The sequence below is a fragment of the Bordetella muralis genome (genome assembly GCF_054781015.1).
Genome location: NZ_BAAGVF010000003.1, coordinates 686,452 through 705,157, shown reverse-complemented (window position 1 = coordinate 705,157; position 18,706 = coordinate 686,452). Strand labels below are relative to the sequence as shown.

Genomic DNA, 18,706 nt, shown 5'->3' with positions numbered 1-18,706 from the left:
GCTGGTAGGGCCAGGCCCGGCACGTCAACTCGCAATTCCGCCCTGCCTTCCTCACGACCGCCGCTCGACGTCGCAGGCATGAAGAATCTTTGGGACATAATTCTGGCAGAAGGTCAGGTGAGCACGCGAGCTGGCGAGGACAAAGTCAAGGATGCTCTCACGGCTTATCGGGACGGCATCAAGTTCGTCTATGACAAAACCATGGAAGGGATCAACAGAGGCAAGACCCCAGATGAGTTGGTTCAGGAAGTAACACTACCAGCGCGACTAGCGCAACACCCCTATCTGCAAGAGTATTACGGCACTGTTGCCTGGTCAGTGCGCGGCATCTATTCGCAAAATGCTGGTTGGTTCGACGGCAACCCAACGCATATCTTCCCGCTGACAGAGAAGGAGCGAGCGGAAAAGTCGTTGCGCTGGCCGGTGGCGCAAAATAAGAATTGAGTCGTGGTACTGGGTCTCCACCCAAAAATACCAATGCCATGAAAAGTACCATCTAGCCCAAGAAGGGAACTTCTCTCTTGCCTGAGTCGGCGAGGGCGACGAGGGTGCGACGGTGGTCAGCCATCCGGCGACGTCTTTTGACTCAGGCGCGTGACGATCAAATTGAGGGCAGCATCCAGAATCTCGTCAGAGAGCTCGGGATCGTCGCTCAGCCGCGACAGCGTGAGTGCACCAACCATGGTCGACCAACTGGCCAACGCCGACCTGCGGCGCTCCTTCGCATTCCGACCGGCGGCCGTTTCGGAAAGCGTCTTGATCTGTTCACGCATCGCCTCCGTCATGGCCTGACGTCCTCCGTCAGGCCCGCGCACGAGTTCCGATCCAAGTGCGGCAAACATGCAGCCCTCGCGGCGCCGCTCCCGGTGCTCGGCCGAAAGATAGGCGGCGGCGTAAGTTGCGAGATCACTCTGTTCGGCGCTTTTGCGTTCGTCCGCCCGCTGTTGGGAGCTTGTCGCCAGTGCCTCGGCAACCAGCTCGTCCTTGTCGACGAAATGCCGATAAAACCCGCCATGTGTCATGCCAGCCGCCTGCATGACATCGGCAACCGACACCCCTTGCACACCCCGCTCACGGAAAAGTGGTGCAGCCACTTCTAGGATGCGGCGGCGATTCGCATCTTTCACCGCTTGGCTGTTTCGCATGATTCACTCCGACCTTGACATTTATTTAGATGATAACCATACTCCATATAGATGTCAATCATCATCTAAAAGGCAATTTCGCCATCACACTTTCAGGAGCATCCCATGTCCACTGCCCTCATTACTGGCGCGTCCGCCGGCATTGGTGCCGCTTACGCCAAGCGTCTCGCCGCCCGAGGCCACGACCTCGTACTCGTCGCCCGCAGCACCGAAAAACTCACCGCACTCGCGCTCGACTTGCAAACACGGCATGACATCAAGGTCGAAGCGATCACTTGCGATCTGTCCGATCCAGTTCAGTTGCAAGAGCTCGCGCGGCGCATCCGGATCGCCCCCCCTGCCGACATCCTCATCAACAACGCGGGCACAAATGTCCCGGGCGGCTTCGTCGACACCGCCGACGAAGATCTAGAGCGGCTGATCCGCCTGAACATGACGGCACCCACTCTTTTGGCCCATGCTGCTATTGCCGGTATGGCGTCGCGCGGTTCGGGCGCCATCGTCAACATCAGCTCGGTCATCGGCGTGGCCACCGAAATCACCTCTGGCATTTATGGCGCCACCAAGGCCTATCTGCTTACGTTGTCCCAGTCGTTGACGCATGAATTTGGGGCCGCGGGAGTGTACGTGCAGGCGGTTCTGCCGGGCGCGACACGTACCGATATCTGGCAGCATGCGGGGCTCGATATCAGCCAGATCAACGGCCTGATGGAGGTCGACGATCTCGTCGACGCGGCTTTGGTCGGCTTCGATCGCCGAGAGACAGTGACTATCCCGCCGTTGCCCGATGTGCATCAATGGGAAGCCTTCGAGACGGCCCGTTTGGCGATGCGCCCGAACTTCGCCAACAGCAAACCAGCAGCGCGCTACCGTGCGCCCTCTTGAGGACCGCTCGCCCGAGCAGCTTCGCTGTCCGAGCCACCACGTTCGAACAATCAACCACAGGGGCGGCAGCCGTGTTGCCGTTTCTGGTCAGGAGGCAAATCGCTTTCCCGATACCATGTCAGCTCTATTAAGCTAACGATGGTATCGGCGCTTTTTTCAATGGCACGCCTTCCTCATGCCATAAAAAATATCGTTGATAATGCGAGAGATATCGTTTTCCCACTCAGTCACCAATAAGAAGAAAAAGCTGTTTTAAGTCAAACGATTGAAGCAGCCACCTCCGTCGACACCACGAAAAATGCCATGGAGAGCCAATCGGCCTGCTCACCAGTGACTCAGGCGAACAGCGGCATCGACTGACCTCTGCAGACGTCCATTGAGTCGAAAAAGCTTGCTCCAGCCCAGCCATAACGATCTGACCCAGTCATCGCCCGGATTCTTTTCGTTTATTTCGTTTTTCGTTTATTTCGAATATACTGGCTCCTGAGATTGCTACACAGCCCAGGAATTAGCCATGACCACCATCACACAGACCAAGCTGACGCTGCCCGCCGAACGGGAAGTTCAGGCAGCCGTGCAGGGTCAACGCGCCTTGGCGGCCTACTTGGCAACGCGCTTCGAAACGCAACACATCCAGATCTTCGATGACCGAAACCAAGCTCACCAGGTGGAGTTGCCCACCTCTGCCCTGCGTTTGCTCGTCGATATCCTGGCTGAGTTAGCCGAGGGCAATGCCGTGAAAGTCATGCCCATCCATGCAGAGTTGACGACACAGGAAGCCGCAGACATGCTCAACGTCTCCCGCCCTCACTTGGTCAAGCTACTGGAGGATGGTGTGCTGCCGTTCCATCGAACGGGGAAACATCGCCGCGTGCGGTTCGCAGACCTGATGCAATACAAAGATGCACGCGACCGCGCCAGCGAAGACGCCATGGCAGAACTCGCACGTCAGGCACAGGAATCAGGCATGGGGTACGAATGAGGCACTCCCCCTTCACTGTCATCTTCGATGCCTGTGTTCTCTATCCCGCGCCGCTGCGCGACTTTCTGATGTGGCTAGGGTTGTCGGGACGGTTCCGTGCTCGCTGGAGTCGCGACATTCATGAGGAGTGGAAACGCAATTTGCTACTCAACAGGCCTGATCTGACACGTGCACAGGTCGATCGCACGTCAGACCTGATGGACCGCGCAATCCCCGATGGTTTGGTGGATGGGTATGAAGATATCATTGCAGGGTTGACTCTACCCGACGCCGACGATCGCCATGTTCTCGCTACGGCCATCCGCTGTGGTGCCAGCGTGATCGTGACCTTCAATCAACGGGATTTTCCAGCGGACGTACTCACTTCCTACGGAGTTGAATCTCAACATCCCGACGAGTTTGTGGAGAATCTCTTTGACCTTGATGCAGCAGCGGTGGTAGCCGCCGCGCAGCGACAGCGAGCGCAACTCAAGAATCCGCCTATCGACGTCGACCGCTATCTGGAGATCCTATTTCGGCAAGGACTGGTTCAGACGACCAAAGCCTTAGCGACCTATTGTTCCATTCTCTAACATCACAGCCCAACGCTGCCTATCAGGCGCCTGCCGTAGCCGAAGAATGGAAAACCTTTGGAGAGAATTGAGTTGGCTATTGATTGGACAAATGCCTCTGAAGGCATCGAAGTGGCGGTGGCAGCAACGGCTCAGGAATTTATTGACGCTCTTCGGCCATCCAATTCCCATTGGTGGGAAGGTGCATCTTGTCCGTGGGTTTTTCGGGGCCACGCATACGAGGAGTGGCAGTTATTACCTTCGGCTTGGCGCCCATCGAATACCATCTTGAACAACAGTATTACTGAAGCAACGCGCCGCTTTGGCGCTGTGCAGCCGACGCAAAATCTCAACTGGTTTTGGCATCCCAACTACTGGTCTGGTTCCGCTGCATTTGGCCCACGCGATGCCGAGCTTAGTAGGCTCTTAACAATCCAAACCACTGCCGAGTATTTGCCGGTGTGGGACTTCATCAGCAGATGTGATGAACTGGGAATGCCGGTACCGATGACAAATCTCGGACCGGATCCAACTACCAATCCAGATTGGTTGGCGGATCCTCACAATCCGATATTTGGCGACGAATTCTTGCGCTTCTCAGATTTGCCGGCTGCCTTGGCTCTCGCACAGCATCATGGGATACCTACGCGCCTTCTTGATTGGACACGAGATCCGATGGCCGCCGCATTCTTTGCCGTCGAGCCATTGCGGGTTGCAAACGCTGGAGCACATCTGGTCGTTTGGGCATTGCACAAGAGCCATGCACAGAGAGTTTCTGTCGAAGGAGTCAGCTTCCCCAATGCACCAAATGGCGCCCCACGATTTGATCCCACCATCGCAGTCGTCAGGCCATCTACTCGGGACAACCCGTTCTTAGCTGCTCAGGCTGGGCTGTTCACGACCATTAGCAGGTCTGGCATTTATTTTATGAAATCGGGTGGTAAACGGCCTAGCATTGCGGAGTTTGTTTCTGAGGCCAACCCAGGCGTCACGGTACTTAGGAAGCTTAGATTGGCACATGAGCATTTAGCCGACTTAATAGAGATTCTTCGCCGTGAGAATATTTCCCGATCTGCACTCATGCCCACCATGGATAACGTGGCGCAAGATGTTCGAACGAAATGGACACAGCAAGAAATGATGGATTGAACCATCGCGCGCCGTGAAACAAGAAGTCAATGCTAAAGTGGGTCTCGATACCATGTTGGGATTGTGCCCCAATGCATGGTATCGGCGTTTTTCCCTTGGTGCACCCTCTAGGTACCATGAAAAAACCATTGATGATGTGGGAGATACAGTTATTGAAATTAAATTTTCACATTTAAATCAATAACTGATACACAACCCTCACTCCCACTCGATCGTCGCAGGCGGCTTGCTCGACACGTCGTACACGACCCGATTCAAGCCACGGACTTCATTAATGATCCGCGACGAAACCTTGGCCAGCAACGCATGCGGCAGCGGTGCCCAGTCGGCGGTCATGAAGTCGAACGTCTGTACCGCACGCAGTGCGACAACGTATTCGTAGGTACGGCCATCGCCCATTACGCCTACCGATTTCACCGGCAGGAACACCGCAAAGGCTTGCGAGGTCAGGTCGTACCAGCTCTTGCCGCTGGTCTCGTCGATCGTGCTGCGCAGTTCTTCGATGAAGATCGCATCGGCACGGCGCAGCAGGTCTGCGTATTCTTGCTTGACCTCACCGAGGATGCGCACGCCCAGACCAGGACCCGGGAACGGATGGCGGTAGACCATCTCCGGCGGCAGGCCGAGGGCCACGCCGAGTTCGCGGACTTCGTCCTTGAACAGTTCGCGCAAGGGTTCGAGCAACTGCAGATTCAGCGTATCAGGCAGGCCGCCCACGTTATGGTGCGACTTGATCGAGGTCGCCTTGCCAGTCTTGGCGCCAGCCGATTCGATCACGTCGGGATAGATGGTGCCTTGCGCCAGCCATTTGGCGCTCTTGAGCTTTGCGGCCTCGGCTTGGAACACCTCGACGAATTCGCGGCCGATGATTTTGCGTTTGGCTTCGGGGTCGGCTTGGCCGGCCAGTTTGCCCATGAACTGTTCGGTGGCGTCGATGTGAACGATTTTCACGCCCATGTTGTCGGCAAAGGTCTTCATGACCTGTTTGCCTTCGTCCAGACGCAACAGGCCGTGATCGACGAAGACGCAGGTCAGCTGGTCGCCGATGGCTTTGTGAATCAGGGCAGCAGCCACCGAGGAATCCACTCCACCCGACAGGCCCAGGATGACTTCATCGCTGCCGACTTGTTCGCGAATACGCGCAACAGCCTCGGCGACGTAGTCGGGCATGTTCCAGTCGCCCTTGCAACCGCAGATGTCGTTCACAAAGCGGGCCAGCATGGCCTTGCCCTGAATGGTGTGGGTCACCTCAGGATGAAACTGCACAGCGTAGAACTTGCGGTCCTCGTCGGCCATGCCAGCAATAGGACACGACGGTGTCGAGGCCATCAGCTTGAAGCCCGGGGGCAGCTCGGTGACCTTGTCACCGTGGCTCATCCAGACCTTGAGCATGCCGTGGCCTTCGGGCGTGGTGAAGTCGGCCAGGTCATTTAGCAGTTGTGTATGGCCGTGAGCACGGACCTCGGCATAGCCGAATTCACGATGGTCGGAAAAGCTGACTTTGCCGCCTAGTTGCATGGCCATGGACTGCATGCCGTAGCAAATGCCCAGCACCGGCAGGCCCAACTCGAAGACGGCCGAAGGAACGGTCAACGATCCCTCGTCGTAGGCCGAAGCGTGGCTGCCCGACAGGATGATGCCTTTCAAGCCCTGTGCAGCCTGCTCGCGCACAAAGGCGTCGTCAACATCGCCAGGATGGATTTCGGAATAAACACCTGCCTCGCGAACGCGGCGGGCGATCAATTGGGTGACTTGCGAACCGTAGTCAAGAATAAGGATGCGCTGGTGCATGGAGACTCTGCCGGTTGGAAATAAAAGCGCACCGGCCAGAACCGCGGGAGTTCTGCCGGTGCGCGATGCATTGCATTGTACTGACTCGATCAGTCGGCGCGGTAGTTGGGGGCCTCTTTGGTGATCTGCACGTCATGGACGTGGGATTCACGTACCCCAGCCGAGGTGATCTCGACGAATTGCGTTTTGGTGCGCATGTCGTCGATGGTGGCGCAACCGCAATAGCCCATCGAGGCGCGAATACCACCCACCAATTGGTAGATGATGGCCAGGACGCTGCCCTTGTAGGGGACGCGGCCTTCGATGCCTTCGGGGACGAGCTTGTCGGCGTTGTTGGCCGGATCCTGGAAATAGCGATCGGCCGAGCCATCGGACATGGCGCCCAGGCTGCCCATGCCGCGGTACGACTTGTACGAACGGCCTTGGAACAGGACGACTTCGCCGGGGGCTTCTTCGGTGCCGGCGAACATGCCGCCCATCATGCAGGCGAATGCGCCAGCAGACAGGGCCTTGGCGATGTCGCCCGAATAACGAATGCCGCCGTCGGCGATCAAGGGCACGCCGGTGCCTTCGAGGGCCTTGGCCACATCGGCGATGGCGGTGATTTGCGGCACGCCTACGCCTGCGACGATACGCGTGGTGCAGATGGAGCCCGGACCGATACCGACCTTGACGCCGTCAGCGCCATGCTCGACCAGCGCGCGCGCAGCGGCAGCGGTGGCGATGTTGCCGCCGATGACTTCGACTTTGGGGAAGTTTTCCTTGACCCAGCGGACACGCTCCAACACGCCCCGCGAGTGGCCGTGCGCGGTGTCGACGATGATGACGTCAACGCCAGCGGCGGCAAGCTTTGCGACGCGCTCTTCGGTGCCATCGCCCACGCCGACCGCAGCGCCTACACGCAACTGACCTTGGGCGTCTTTGTTGGCAACCGGGTGCTCGGTGTTTTTGACGATGTCTTTAACGGTAGCCAAGCCACGCAGTTCAAAGGCGTCGTTGATGATCAAGACACGCTCGAGACGATGCTTGTGCATCAGGGCCTGTGCTTCGTCCAGCGTGGCGCCCTCTTGCATGGTCACCAAGCGTTCCCGCGGCGTCATGATGTTGCGCAGCGGCTGATCCAGGCGGTCTTCGAAACGCAGGTCACGGTTGGTGACGATGCCGACGAGTTTTTTGCCCTCGACGACGGGCAGGCCCGAGATGCCGTGCTGACGTTGCAGACTGATGGCATCACGCACTTTCATGTCGGGCGTGACCGTCACGGGATCAATGACGATACCGAACTCGTGGCGTTTGACGCGCGCGACTTCTTTGGCTTGTTCGTCAGCGGACAGGTTTTTGTGAATGATCCCGATACCGCCCTCTTGAGCCATGGCGATGGCAAGACGGGATTCGGTCACTGTGTCCATGGCAGCGGACACGAGCGGGATATTCAGGGTGATGTTGCGAGTAAGGCGGGTGGCCAGAGAGGTGTCGCGCGGCAACACCTCGGAATACGCAGGCACCAACAACACATCGTCGAAGGTGAGCGCTTTTTGGACGAGACGCATGGGGGACTCCGGGCGCAAAGCAAGATTATACGCGCTAGAGAGATTATTACTAGGGGGTTTCCCTAGTCGTTAACGTAAATTTCTAGTTGCAATATTTAACCCGGGTAATATTGAATTTTAATTTTACCCGGCCAATAATGGGATCACCGGACGGAAAAGGAGAACCTATGAATACGGTAACCAACGCTGTGGCCGATACTGTGGCAACCTGCACCGCCTTTGATGGCCATCGGCGCATTGCGTCGGGCGCCCTGCCCGAGGTCGCAATAGCCGTACGCCGCGCCCACGATGCGCAGGCCACGGGCCCTGTACTGATCTACGACGATGCAACAGGGCAGATCGTAGACTTAGATTTGCGTAGCAGCCCTGTCGAATTCACGACGCAGGGGGCTGCTGCCTGCCCGCAGGCGGAATCATCGCCTGTCGGTGCGGCGGACATACCAGCGGCACGCGGACGCGGGCGGCCAAAACTCGGGGTCGTATCCAGAGAAATCACGTTGTTGCCGCGTCACTGGGAATGGCTCGCCCAGCAGCCGGGCGGCACGTCCGTGGCGCTGCGCAAACTGGTGGACCAGGCGCGCCATGCCGACGGCGGTGCTACGCAGCAACGTCAGCAACAAGAGGCAGCCTACCGTTTCATGTCGTCGATGGCTGGCAACCTGCCGGGCTTCGAAGAGGCCACACGGGCATTATTTGCCCATGACCAGGCGCAGTTCATGCAACACGCGTCCACTTGGCCCGCCGATGTACAAGAGTACGCGACGCAGATGGCGTTTGGCGTTAAAGCACATTGACGGATGCTGGCACGGGCAGCACGTTACTGGCGCGGATGATCTCTGCGGTATAGCTCCCATTCCTCGATCGTTGTTCCGTCTGGCAGTGTGCACATTCCCACTTGTCCGCCCTGCCGGTCTTCAATGGTGAGCTTGCCGCCGAGTTTGGCGCAATAAACCGAGGCAGGGTTCGCCATGCCTACAGGTGCTGGATCGCGATCCGGGCTAGAACAACCTGCCGCGATAAGTGCAGCCGCGGCGATTCCGATCTTTTTCATTAGGCCTCCTGATCTGAATGGCGGAGTGTAATCGTTCAGACCGACAGCCTTTATCAGCCTTTATAAACGCGCGCTCGCCGTGGCCCCCATCGTACCGGATACCGAAAAGCATGCCGTCAACGGGGATATAAGGAGAAATCATAAAAACTACCCCGAATATCGCATTCGGGAATTTACTTATGTCATTTAATTATTTGTACGGCGCATACTACTAGCCCCAGAATTCTGTTTTGACATAAAGCAAGACGATGGAATTACGACAACTGGAGGCTTTCGCAGCCGTCATGTCGACCGGTAGCGTGACCGCTGCCGGGCGTTTGCTCGGCCGTTCTCAGCCGGTCATCACGCGTTCGATCCAAGAGCTCGAGGCCGAAATCGGCTATGCGCTCTTTGCCCGCAATGGTCCGCGCGTAACCCCGACCGAGCAGGGATTCTTGCTGTATGACGATGTGGAACGTGCGCTAGTGGGCTTGAAACAGATCCGCCAACGCGCAGAGGAAATTGCCCGCGGCGATGATCGCCCTCTACGTTTGGCGGCGACCTCTGCCCTGGCGACAGGCCTGTTGCCAGCGGCGTTGAAATCCATCGAAGGCCGCATTGCGAACGCCAATATTCATTTGCGCAGCATGTCGCCCGAACGCGTGCTGCACGATGTGTTGACCGGCGCAGCGCAACTCGGCGCGACCAGTTTGCCGTTGGAACATCGAGGCTTGACCGTGCATTGGATTGGCCAAGCCCCCTGCATCGTCGCCCTGCCGGCGAACGATCCGCTGGCTGCGCAACCCTCTCTATCCATTGATGACCTGATCGGCCGGCGCCTGATCACCATGGCCAATCCATACCGCCTGCGCCGGCGTCTGGATCAGGCCTTGGCAAACCAAGGGAGCAAGGCCCCCGGCCTGATCGAAACCAACTCGTCCGTCAACGCGCTGGCCGCCGTACGCGCCGGCCTCGGTCTGGCGGTGCTGGAGCCCATCACTGTCTACGGCCTGCCCGTTGATGGCGTGGCGATCCGGACGCTGGATATCGACATCCCATTTTTCTTTGGCGTGATCACGCCGCAATCGCAGCCCTCCCTGCCCGCAGTGCAGGCAGTTGCCGATGCCCTCGCCGAAACCGCCGCGCAGCTATTGCCCGGTTTTGTGCGTCACGAGGCTAGCGAGCACGGCGCATTGCTGCACTCGATCTACGGCGAAACCACTCCTGTTATGGATTCTTCTGCATCATGACTCTCTCTGTCGACAGCCCGAAGCCGGGCCTCGCCGCATTGGAGGCGCGTCTGCGCCAAGACCTGGCCTGGTTAGAGCTGCCTGCCAAGCGTTGGATGCCAGCGCGCACCATCGACGGCCAATCCGTGTTGGACGTGGCGATCATCGGTGGCGGGATGGCGGGTATGGCTGCATCGGCGGCTTTGAATCATGTGGGAATCGACGCACCGATTTTTGATCGCGCACCCGAAGGATACGAAGGCCCCTGGGCAACCACCGCGCGTATGGAAACGCTGCGGTCCCCCAAACAACTCACCGGCCCCGCGCTCGGCTTGCCCGCGCTGACGTTCCGCGCCTGGTTCGAGGCCCAGTTCGGCGCCGAGGCCTGGGAGGCCCTGGATAAGATCCCCCGCCTGCAATGGATGGATTATCTGCGTTGGTACCGTCGCGTGCTGGGACTGGATATCCGCAATCAGCATCAAGTACAGGCCGTGCGTCCCCGCGCGGATGGTGTGGTGCAATTGGACATCGCCTCGCCTGCTGGATCACAAACCGTATTGGCCCGCCGTGTCGTGCTGGCAACCGGCCGCGATGGCCTGGGCGGGGCGTATGTCCCGGCCTTTGCTCACAAACTGCCGCGTCACCGTTGGGCGCACTCCTCTGATACGACCGACTACGCCGCACTGGCTGGCAAGCGCGTCGGCGTGATCGGCGCGGGCGCCTCGGCCATGGATAGCGCCGCGACTGCCCTGGAGGCCGGCGCGGCCAGCGTAGATCTGTTGATTCGCCGCGATGACATTCCGCGCGTCAACAAGGGCAAGGGCTCCGGCAATGCCGGCCTGGTCCACGGACACCTGAGTTTGCCCGACGAATGGAAATGGCGGATCCGCCACTACATCAATATGCAGCAAGTGCCACCGCCTCGCGGCAGCACACTGCGTGTCTCGCGTCATCCGAATGCCCGTTTCAATCTGAGCTGTCCGATTCTGGACGTCGCGATGGTCGGCGACGAGATCCATGTCACCACCCCCAAAGGCGTGTTCGTACTGGACTTCCTCGTATTCTCGACGGGCTTTCGTATCGACTGGACCGTACGTCCGGAATTCGCTGCATTGGCGCCGCATGTCCGCGCCTGGGGCGATCGCTACACGCCTGCAGCGGGGCAAGAGGATCAGGAACTCACCGACTCCCCCGACTTGGGCGCGGCATTCGAGTTGCAAGAAAAAACGCCCGGCTGCTGTCCCGGCCTGGATCGCGTGCATTGCTTCTCATACCCCGCCGCGTTGACCCACGGCACCGTATCGGGCGATATCCCTGCCATCAGCGACGGCGCCAAACGTCTCGCACAAGGCATGGCGGGACTGTTTTATCGCGAAGACGTCGAGACGCACTACGCCAATATGCAGGCCTACGCCGAGCCTGAAGTCTTTGGCGACGAATGGATTCCTGCCGAGGGCGTACAGGAGCCGGTTCAATGATAGTCTGGCTTTTTCGCCGCCTGGCCCAGGCGCTGGTGGTCGTGCTGTTGATGACGTTGATCGTCTTTGTCGGCTTGCATGCCATCGGTAACCCGATCGATATCCTGATTGGCCAGGATGTCGATCAGGTCGAGCGCGCGCGCATCATTGCGCAGATGGGTCTGGACCAGCCCTTGTGGCGTCAGTATCTGAGCTTTTTGAATGGCGCGCTGCATGGCAATCTGGGCAATAGCTTTGTCTATAACATCCCGGCCATTGAGTTGATTCTGGATCGTATGCCGGCGACCTTGGAGCTGGCATTTGCGGCGCTCTTTCTCGCTGTCGTGATCGGCGTTCCGCTCGGTTTATTCGCAGGGCTGTACCCCGACAACCCGATCTCGCGTTTCCTGATGGCAGGCAGCATCGTCGGATTTTCCTTGCCGACGTTCTGGGTTGGTTTGATGCTGATCATGGCGTTCAGCGTATCGCTGGGCTGGCTGCCAGCGAGCGGTCGCGGCACGACAGTAGAGTTCCTGGGCGCGCAGTGGTCGTGGCTCACTGCCGACGGACTGCGCCATCTGATTCTGCCCGCAATCAATCTGTCGTTGTTCAAGATCTCGCTCGTCATTCGACTGACACGTGCCGGGGTACGCGAGGTGCTGCCGCTGGACCACGTAAAATTCGCGCGCGCCAAAGGCCTGTCGCCCGTCCGCGTGGTCTGTGTGCACGTGTTGCGCAATACGCTTATCCCCCTGGTTACCGTGCTGGGCCTGGAGCTCGGCTCGACCATCGCATTCGCCGTCGTGACGGAAAGTATTTTCTCGTGGCCCGGCGCTGGAAAACTGATTCTGGACAGCATCAATGCATTGGATCGACCCGTCATCGTGTCGTATCTGGTCGTGATTGTCTGCCTGTTTGTCACCTTGAATCTGATCGTCGATATTTTGTACAAGCTGTTGGATCCTCGAGTTCGCCTCGATGCGGAGGCTGCGCAATGAGCACGGCTATCGCTCCCTTGCGTCAAGAATCGCCATGGCGCCGCAATCTGGCAGAGTTTTTCTCGTCCAAGATCGCGGTATTCGGCCTGGTCGTTGCGACCCTGCTGATCCTGGCCGCGATCCTGGCCCCGTGGATTACCCCGCAAGACCCCTACGATCTGCTGCAACTCGACGTGCTGGACGCACGCCTGCCGCCCGGCTCGGAAAACGGCATGGGCACCTTTACCTATTGGCTGGGTACGGATGGCCAAGGCCGGGATTTGTATTCCGGCATTTTGTACGGACTGCGCATCAGTCTGATGGTGGGCATAGGCTCGGCATTGATTGCCGGCGTCCTGGGCACGCTGCTCGGCCTGCTGGCTGCGTACGCGGGCGGGCGCGTCGATGCGCTGATCATGCGTGTCGTCGATCTGCTGCTGTCGTTCCCCTCGATCCTGGTGGCCATGATGATCCTGGCCTATCTGGGTAAAGGCGTCAGCAACGTGGTGTTGACGCTCGTGATCCTGGAATGGGCCTACTATGCGCGCACCGCGCGCGGGCAAGCGCTGGTCGAGCGCCGCCGCGAATACGTCGAGGCGGCGCGTTGCCTGGACATCCCGAGCTGGCGCATCATGATCAAACACATCCTGCCCAATTGCCTGCCGCCATTGATTGTGATCGGTACCCTGCAAATCGCGCGCGCCATCACGCTGGAGGCCACGCTCAGTTTTCTGGGCCTGGGCGTTCCCGTGACGGAACCCTCGCTGGGGCTGTTGATCTCGAATGGTTTCCAATACATGCTGTCCGGCGACTATTGGATCAGCTTTTATCCCGGCATTGCCCTGCTGATCACTATCGTGGCCATCAACCTGGTCGGTGACCGCCTGCGCGATGTATTGAATCCGAGGACGCACAAATGATGGCGGCACACCACTCTGCTGGTGGCCCGGCCACCTTGGAAGTGCGCGATCTGCGCACGCACTTTTTCACCCGCGCAGGTGTTTTGCCTGCAGTCGATGGCGTCTCGTTCAAACTGGAACGAGGCCGCATTCTCGGCCTGGTCGGTGAATCGGGATCGGGCAAGTCCGTGACGGGCTTTTCGATCATGGGACTGGTGGACGCGCCCGGCCGCATCGTGGGCGGCGAGATTTTGTTCCAGGGGCGTGACCTGACCCAACTGCCTCCGCGCGAGTTGCGCAAGCTGCAGGGCAATCGCATCGCGATGATTTTTCAAGATCCGATGATGACGCTCAATCCGGTCCTGCGAGTCGATGCGCAAATGATCGAAGCGGTACGCGCCCACAACAATATGTCCAAGGCGCAGGCGCGGGAATTGGCGCGCGACACCCTAGGCATGATGGGGATCCCCAGCCCGGAAGAGCGCCTGCGAGCTTATCCGCATCAGTTGTCTGGTGGCATGCGCCAACGCGTTGCCATCGCCATTGCGTTGTTGCATCGTCCTGACCTGATCATTGCGGACGAGCCCACCACCGCGCTCGACGTCACCATTCAGGCGCAGATCCTGTCAGAGGTGCAAAAGCTGGCGCGCCTGCATGGCACCAGCCTGATCTGGATTACGCATGATTTATCAGTCGTCGCCGGCCTGGCCGATGAGGTCGCGGTCATGTATGCCGGGCGCATTGTCGAACACGGACGTGTCGACGATGTGCTTGACGCTCCGCTGCATCCCTATACCGCAGGATTGATCGGCAGTTTGCCGGGTAACAATCTGCGTGGCCAACGGTTGCGTCAGATCCCCGGCATGACGCCGAATCTACTGGACCTGCCCTCAGGCTGTGCATTCGCGGCCCGCTGTCCGCGCGCCGGCTCGGCCTGTAGTGAACGCCCTGATTTGACTCAACCCGTTTCGGAACGCCTGGTGCGCTGCTTTTACCCGACCCTCACCGCTGCGGAGGTCGCATGAATACGGCACCCACCGCACAAACGCCGATGATTGAACTGCGCCAGGTCAGCAAACGCTTTGGCGAACGCAAGATCGGTAAAGCCGAACGCGTACTGCAAAAGCTGCGCCTATCGCGCCCACCGTCGATCACTCACGCCGTCGATGGCGTCGATCTGATCGTGCGTCCCGGCGAAGTCGTCGGTCTGGTTGGCGAGTCCGGCTGCGGTAAATCCACGCTGGGCCGCATGGCGGCTGGGCTGATGCCACCCACCGCAGGCGAAGTCTGGTTTGATGGCATGCCGCGCCAGCAGATGGATGCACAACAGGCCCACCGCGCGCGCCTGAAAGCTCAACTGATTTTTCAGGATCCGTATGCCAGCCTGAACCCGCGTCTGCGCGTGGACCAGATTGTCGGCGAGGCGGCCCTGATTCACGGGCTGACCACCCGTGCAGAGATGGACGATTATGTCAGCGCGCAAATGCAGCGTGCCGGGCTGGACCCCGCGTTGCGTCAACGCTATCCGCACCAATTCAGCGGCGGTCAACGCCAACGCATCGGCATTGCTCGCGCGCTAGCCGTGCAGCCCTCGATGTTGATCTGCGACGAAGCCGTCGCAGCGCTGGATGTTTCGATCCAGGCACAGATCCTGAACCTGTTCATGGATCTGCGTGAAGAACTCAACCTGACCTATCTATTCATCAGCCACGATCTGGGTGTAGTGGAACATCTGTCCGATCGTGTCGTCATCATGTACCTGGGACGCGTCGTCGAAAGCGCACCCGCCGAAGACGTCTTTCGCCGCGCGAACCATCCCTACACCCAGGCGCTGTTGGCTGAAATCCCGCGCATGAACGCGCGCCATAAAACCTTTACCGCCATCCAGGGTGAAATTCCCAGCCCGTTGAATCCGCCCACCGGCTGCCATTTTCATCCGCGATGTCCGCACGCGATGCCCCGCTGCAAAACCGAAGTCCCGACGCTCAAAGGCATTGCCATCAACCATATGAGCGCCTGTCACTTGAACGACGGCAAATAATCATCTCGTCAGCCATTGGCTCACCATTACTAAACGGAACTCGAACCATGAAGCGTCTGATCCTGACCACGTTAACCTCTGCTCTCATGGGCCTCTCAGCCGGCGCCATGGCCGAAGACCTGAGCATCGGCTTTGCCGATCCCTTGTCCTCGCTCGACCCGCAGCTCAACAACCATGCGGGCGACCGCTCGGTGGCGCTGCATTTCTGGGATCTGCTGGTCGAAAACAAGTGGAACAAGCTGCAGCCCGGCCTGGCGCTGAGCTGGAAGCCGCTCGACGACAAGACCTGGGAATTCAAGCTGCGTCCTAACGTGAAATGGCAAGACGGCCAGCCGTTTACCGCTGACGACCTGATTTATTCGTACACGCGTGCACGCAATGTGCCCGGCAGCGTTGCGACCTATGCCGGTTACCTGCGCACCATTGAGTCTATGGAGGCTCCCGACCCCTTGACGTTCATCGTCAAGACGAAAGCGCCGAACCCGGACCTGCCGCTGAATCTGGCATCGATCCACGTCGTCAGCAAACACGTCGGCGAAAAGTCTGCGACCGAGGACTACAACTCGGGTAAAGCCATGGTCGGTACCGGCCCGTACAAATTCGTCTCGTACACGCCAGGTGATCGCGTCATCATGAAACGCAACGATGGCTATTGGGGCGAAAAACAGGTCTGGGAAAACGTCAACTACCGCTACATCAACAACGCCGCCTCGCGTACCGCTGCCCTGTTGGCGGGTGACGTGGACGTGATCGATAAAGTCTCGGTGTCGGACCTGGCCAAGTTGAAGCAAGCCCCCAACGTCAGCGTCTATCCGTATGACGGTCTGCGTGTCATGCTGTTGCAGCCGAGTTTCAACTCGGCGGCGAACCCGTACATTACCGACAACGCCGGTAAGCCTCTGCCGAAAAACCCGCTGCTGGACGTCAAAGTCCGCGAGGCGCTGAATCTGGCGATCAATCGCAAGGCCATCGTCGATCGCATCTTGCAGGATGCGGCAACCGAAGCCAACCAATGGATGCCGAAGGACACCTTTGGCTATAACCCCGACGTCAAAGACATTCCGTACGACGCGAAGAAAGCCAAGGAACTGCTGGCCGAGGCGGGTTATCCGGACGGTTTCAACCTGACGATGCACGTGCCGAACGACCGCTATCCGCAAGGACCGGAAACGGCCCAGGCGGTGGCTCAATTCTGGACCCGCATCGGCGTCAAGACCAAGGTCGAAGTCATGCCTTGGGCCGTCTATTCGAGCCGCGCTCGCAAGAACGAATACGCCATGACCATGCTGGCCTGGGGCAACGGTACCGGCGAAGCCAGCTACGCCCTGGTCAACATCCTGGCTACCGTGTCGCCCGAGAAAGGCCTGGGGGCCTCGAACTGGGGTTACTACAGCAATCCCAAGGTCGACGCGGAACTGGTCAAGGCCACTTCGGAATTTGATGTCGCCAAACGCGAAGCCATCCTGCGCGACTCGGTCAAGATTGTGTCCGAAGACGTGGGCATCATTCCGCTGTACCACTACAAGAACATCTGGGCCACGCGTAAAGGCCTGAAGGTCACGCCGATGACCAGCGATCGCACCGCTGCGCAGATGGTCACCAAGGTCGATGCGAAATGAGCCGAGCGACGCTTAGCATCTCTCCTGTCGATGACCTGATCGATGTGCCGCGTCAGATTCGTGTAGAACATCTGACGCCGGGACAGGTGATCGAAATATCGACGCGTACCGTTCGGGACGCTGTGGTCTGGACCAGCCAGGCGCAATTTCGCGCTGACGAAAGCGGCATCGTCGATCTGACGCGTGACGCGCCGGTGGCAGGCTCGGCCGGCTATGACGAGGTCAGCCCGATGGGATTGATCTGGTCTCAAGTTCCAGAGAGCGCGAGCCGTAATGTGTTCAATACGCCAGTGATCGAGCCTTTGGTGACGCGGGTCAGCGTGCGCGGAACAGACGTCAGTCTCGATGGGGAACTGGAGCAACGCCCGGCCGCCGATGGCGTGACTCGCCGTGAGGTGCGCGAGGACGGGCTGGTCGGCGTGCTGTATTTGCCACCTGGTCCCGGACCTCACCCCGCCGTCATGATTCTGAATGGCTCGGGCGGCGGCTTCAATGAGCCGCGGGCAGCGCTGTATGCGTCACGTGGCTATGCAGCGCTGTCGTTGGCGTATTTCAAAGCGCCTGGCCTGTCGGACTATATTTCGAACACGCCGCTCGAATATTTCCAGGCCGGCCTGGACTGGATCCGCCGCGAGCTCAAACCTGCCCATGATTTTGTCGCCATCAGCGGCCAGTCGCGTGGCGGCGAACTCGTACTGCTACTGGGCGCCGCGTTCCCCGAGGCCGTCTCGGCGGTCGTGGCCTATGTGCCGGGCGCTGTCGTACACAGTGGCCAGAATGCCTGCGACCCGAAAATCGGCCGCGAAGGCCCGACCTGGCTGCTGGGCGGCAAGCCCGTGCCCCATGTCTGGGAAGGCAATCGCACCGCGACCTGGGCGCCCTTTGACGAAGGCCCCGCCCCTCATCGTCATGAAAAGGCCATACTGACCGCCTTGCAAGACCCGGAGGCCGTGGCACGCGCACGCATTCCGGTCGAGCGCATCCAAGGCCCTGTCATGCTGCTGTCGGGTACAGAAGATGGCTCTTGGCCATCGACGCTTTACTCCCGCATGGTGCGCGATTCGCTACGCGAGGCCAATCATCCTTATCCCGTGCAGTGGCTGGACTACGAGGGCGGCGGTCACACAATCCTGTTCCCGTATGTCCCCACGACGCAGCTGATTTATGCGCACCCCGTCTCGGGCCGCATCAGCACCAGTGGCGGCAGCCCTGGCCCGAACGCGCGCGCCGACGCCGAATCATGGCCCGGCGTGCTGGCGTTCCTGCGCGACGCGGTCGCAGCTCGCGCCAGCGGTAACGCCAGTAAGACTAGCGCCAAAGCCGCACCAGCGATCAAGGACGCTGGCGCAGTCGCCGCCGCCATCGACGCTGCCCTTGCGGCGAAAAAGTAATTCCAGGAGG

The 18,706-nt window shown here is 59.4% G+C and carries 18 protein-coding genes; 14 read left to right on the top strand and 4 right to left on the bottom strand.

What is annotated here, in order from left to right:
- Nucleotides 1–78: 78 nt before the first annotated feature.
- A complete protein-coding gene (locus ACYVIT_RS08260) occupies nucleotides 79–444 on the top strand; it encodes an alkyl sulfatase dimerization domain-containing protein (protein ID WP_415806575.1) in 366 nt (121 codons plus the stop codon).
- Nucleotides 445–560: 116 nt separating this feature from the next.
- Here ACYVIT_RS08260 and ACYVIT_RS08255 read toward each other — a convergent pair whose 3' ends face one another.
- On the bottom strand, nucleotides 561–1,145 hold the full coding sequence (locus ACYVIT_RS08255; protein WP_415806574.1) for a TetR/AcrR family transcriptional regulator: 585 nt from the start codon (nucleotides 1,143–1,145) through the stop codon (nucleotides 561–563).
- A 105-nt stretch (nucleotides 1,146–1,250) separates the two neighbouring features.
- Between ACYVIT_RS08255 and ACYVIT_RS08250 the strand changes: the two genes are divergently transcribed.
- From ACYVIT_RS08250 to ACYVIT_RS08235, 4 genes are all read left to right on the top strand, one after another.
- Nucleotides 1,251–2,030, top strand: coding sequence for an SDR family NAD(P)-dependent oxidoreductase (locus ACYVIT_RS08250; protein WP_415806573.1), 780 nt, complete (start codon nucleotides 1,251–1,253; stop codon nucleotides 2,028–2,030).
- Between the two features lie 514 nt (nucleotides 2,031–2,544).
- Nucleotides 2,545–3,012: a helix-turn-helix domain-containing protein gene (locus ACYVIT_RS08245; RefSeq protein ID WP_415806572.1), complete on the top strand. Its 468-nt coding sequence runs from the start codon at nucleotides 2,545–2,547 to the stop codon at nucleotides 3,010–3,012.
- On the top strand, nucleotides 3,009–3,584 hold the full coding sequence (locus tag ACYVIT_RS08240; RefSeq protein WP_415806571.1) for a PIN domain-containing protein: 576 nt from the start codon (nucleotides 3,009–3,011) through the stop codon (nucleotides 3,582–3,584). The genes ACYVIT_RS08245 and ACYVIT_RS08240 overlap by 4 nt, the downstream gene beginning before the upstream one ends.
- A 72-nt stretch (nucleotides 3,585–3,656) precedes the next feature.
- The gene (locus tag ACYVIT_RS08235) at nucleotides 3,657–4,712 is read left to right on the top strand and encodes an FRG domain-containing protein (RefSeq protein ID WP_415806570.1); all 1,056 of its coding nucleotides are present in this window, start codon (nucleotides 3,657–3,659) and stop codon (nucleotides 4,710–4,712) included.
- 198 nt (nucleotides 4,713–4,910) lie between these two features.
- On the opposite strand, the gene guaA is transcribed toward ACYVIT_RS08235, so the two are convergent.
- Both guaA and guaB read right to left on the bottom strand, forming a co-directional pair.
- Nucleotides 4,911–6,503 carry a glutamine-hydrolyzing GMP synthase gene (gene guaA / locus ACYVIT_RS08230; RefSeq protein WP_415806569.1) on the bottom strand — a complete coding sequence of 531 codons (1,593 nt, stop codon included), beginning with the start codon at nucleotides 6,501–6,503 and terminating at the stop codon, nucleotides 4,911–4,913.
- An 89-nt stretch (nucleotides 6,504–6,592) separates the two neighbouring features.
- Nucleotides 6,593–8,053, bottom strand: a complete 1,461-nt coding sequence (gene guaB, locus ACYVIT_RS08225; RefSeq protein ID WP_415806568.1) for an IMP dehydrogenase — start codon at nucleotides 8,051–8,053, stop codon at nucleotides 6,593–6,595.
- Between the two features lie 167 nt (nucleotides 8,054–8,220).
- Here guaB and ACYVIT_RS08220 point away from each other — a divergent pair, with 167 nt between their 5' ends.
- Nucleotides 8,221–8,847, top strand: a complete 627-nt coding sequence (locus ACYVIT_RS08220; protein ID WP_415806567.1) for a DUF2239 family protein — start codon at nucleotides 8,221–8,223, stop codon at nucleotides 8,845–8,847.
- A 23-nt stretch (nucleotides 8,848–8,870) separates the two neighbouring features.
- On the opposite strand, the gene ACYVIT_RS08215 is transcribed toward ACYVIT_RS08220, so the two are convergent.
- Complete coding sequence (locus ACYVIT_RS08215) at nucleotides 8,871–9,104, bottom strand: putative hemolysin (protein WP_415806566.1); 234 nt, start codon at nucleotides 9,102–9,104, stop codon at nucleotides 8,871–8,873.
- Between the two features lie 248 nt (nucleotides 9,105–9,352).
- Here ACYVIT_RS08215 and ACYVIT_RS08210 point away from each other — a divergent pair, with 248 nt between their 5' ends.
- From ACYVIT_RS08210 to ACYVIT_RS08175, 8 genes are read left to right on the top strand one after another with little or no spacing between them, the layout of a single operon-like run.
- Nucleotides 9,353–10,333, top strand: a complete 981-nt coding sequence (locus tag ACYVIT_RS08210) for a LysR family transcriptional regulator (protein ID WP_415806565.1) — start codon at nucleotides 9,353–9,355, stop codon at nucleotides 10,331–10,333.
- A complete protein-coding gene (locus ACYVIT_RS08205) occupies nucleotides 10,330–11,790 on the top strand; it encodes an NAD(P)-binding domain-containing protein (RefSeq protein WP_415806564.1) in 1,461 nt (486 codons plus the stop codon). The genes ACYVIT_RS08210 and ACYVIT_RS08205 overlap by 4 nt, the downstream gene beginning before the upstream one ends.
- The gene (locus ACYVIT_RS08200; RefSeq protein WP_415806563.1) at nucleotides 11,787–12,767 is read left to right on the top strand and encodes an ABC transporter permease; all 981 of its coding nucleotides are present in this window, start codon (nucleotides 11,787–11,789) and stop codon (nucleotides 12,765–12,767) included. The genes ACYVIT_RS08205 and ACYVIT_RS08200 overlap by 4 nt, the downstream gene beginning before the upstream one ends.
- Nucleotides 12,764–13,666, top strand: a complete 903-nt coding sequence (locus tag ACYVIT_RS08195) for an ABC transporter permease (RefSeq protein ID WP_460478179.1) — start codon at nucleotides 12,764–12,766, stop codon at nucleotides 13,664–13,666. Before ACYVIT_RS08200 ends, ACYVIT_RS08195 begins: the two co-directional genes overlap by 4 nt.
- A complete protein-coding gene (locus ACYVIT_RS08190) occupies nucleotides 13,663–14,670 on the top strand; it encodes an ABC transporter ATP-binding protein (protein ID WP_415806561.1) in 1,008 nt (335 codons plus the stop codon). The genes ACYVIT_RS08195 and ACYVIT_RS08190 overlap by 4 nt, the downstream gene beginning before the upstream one ends.
- The gene (locus ACYVIT_RS08185; RefSeq protein WP_415806560.1) at nucleotides 14,667–15,686 is read left to right on the top strand and encodes an ABC transporter ATP-binding protein; all 1,020 of its coding nucleotides are present in this window, start codon (nucleotides 14,667–14,669) and stop codon (nucleotides 15,684–15,686) included. The genes ACYVIT_RS08190 and ACYVIT_RS08185 overlap by 4 nt, the downstream gene beginning before the upstream one ends.
- Nucleotides 15,687–15,733: 47 nt before the next feature.
- Nucleotides 15,734–17,305 carry an ABC transporter substrate-binding protein gene (locus ACYVIT_RS08180; RefSeq protein WP_415806559.1) on the top strand — a complete coding sequence of 524 codons (1,572 nt, stop codon included), beginning with the start codon at nucleotides 15,734–15,736 and terminating at the stop codon, nucleotides 17,303–17,305.
- Nucleotides 17,302–18,696: an acyl-CoA thioesterase/bile acid-CoA:amino acid N-acyltransferase family protein gene (locus ACYVIT_RS08175; protein ID WP_415806558.1), complete on the top strand. Its 1,395-nt coding sequence runs from the start codon at nucleotides 17,302–17,304 to the stop codon at nucleotides 18,694–18,696. The genes ACYVIT_RS08180 and ACYVIT_RS08175 overlap by 4 nt, the downstream gene beginning before the upstream one ends.
- The last annotated feature ends 10 nt before the right edge of the window (nucleotides 18,697–18,706 follow it).

Excerpts from the sequence above, each read along its gene's own strand:
- ACYVIT_RS08260 (WP_415806575.1), top strand. The coding sequence starts at position 79 with ATGAAGAATCTTTGGGACATAATTCTGGCAGAAGGTCAGGTGAGCACG.
- ACYVIT_RS08255 (WP_415806574.1), bottom strand. The coding sequence starts at position 1,145 with ATGCGAAACAGCCAAGCGGTGAAAGATGCGAATCGCCGCCGCATCCTA.
- ACYVIT_RS08250 (WP_415806573.1), top strand. The coding sequence starts at position 1,251 with ATGTCCACTGCCCTCATTACTGGCGCGTCCGCCGGCATTGGTGCCGCT.
- ACYVIT_RS08245 (WP_415806572.1), top strand. The coding sequence starts at position 2,545 with ATGACCACCATCACACAGACCAAGCTGACGCTGCCCGCCGAACGGGAA.
- ACYVIT_RS08240 (WP_415806571.1), top strand. The coding sequence starts at position 3,009 with ATGAGGCACTCCCCCTTCACTGTCATCTTCGATGCCTGTGTTCTCTAT.
- guaA (WP_415806569.1), bottom strand. The coding sequence starts at position 6,503 with ATGCACCAGCGCATCCTTATTCTTGACTACGGTTCGCAAGTCACCCAA.
- guaB (WP_415806568.1), bottom strand. The coding sequence starts at position 8,053 with ATGCGTCTCGTCCAAAAAGCGCTCACCTTCGACGATGTGTTGTTGGTG.
- ACYVIT_RS08220 (WP_415806567.1), top strand. The coding sequence starts at position 8,221 with ATGAATACGGTAACCAACGCTGTGGCCGATACTGTGGCAACCTGCACC.
- ACYVIT_RS08215 (WP_415806566.1), bottom strand. The coding sequence starts at position 9,104 with ATGAAAAAGATCGGAATCGCCGCGGCTGCACTTATCGCGGCAGGTTGT.
- ACYVIT_RS08210 (WP_415806565.1), top strand. The coding sequence starts at position 9,353 with ATGGAATTACGACAACTGGAGGCTTTCGCAGCCGTCATGTCGACCGGT.
- ACYVIT_RS08205 (WP_415806564.1), top strand. The coding sequence starts at position 10,330 with ATGACTCTCTCTGTCGACAGCCCGAAGCCGGGCCTCGCCGCATTGGAG.
- ACYVIT_RS08200 (WP_415806563.1), top strand. The coding sequence starts at position 11,787 with ATGATAGTCTGGCTTTTTCGCCGCCTGGCCCAGGCGCTGGTGGTCGTG.
- ACYVIT_RS08195 (WP_460478179.1), top strand. The coding sequence starts at position 12,764 with ATGAGCACGGCTATCGCTCCCTTGCGTCAAGAATCGCCATGGCGCCGC.
- ACYVIT_RS08190 (WP_415806561.1), top strand. The coding sequence starts at position 13,663 with ATGATGGCGGCACACCACTCTGCTGGTGGCCCGGCCACCTTGGAAGTG.
- ACYVIT_RS08185 (WP_415806560.1), top strand. The coding sequence starts at position 14,667 with ATGAATACGGCACCCACCGCACAAACGCCGATGATTGAACTGCGCCAG.
- ACYVIT_RS08180 (WP_415806559.1), top strand. The coding sequence starts at position 15,734 with ATGAAGCGTCTGATCCTGACCACGTTAACCTCTGCTCTCATGGGCCTC.
- ACYVIT_RS08175 (WP_415806558.1), top strand. The coding sequence starts at position 17,302 with ATGAGCCGAGCGACGCTTAGCATCTCTCCTGTCGATGACCTGATCGAT.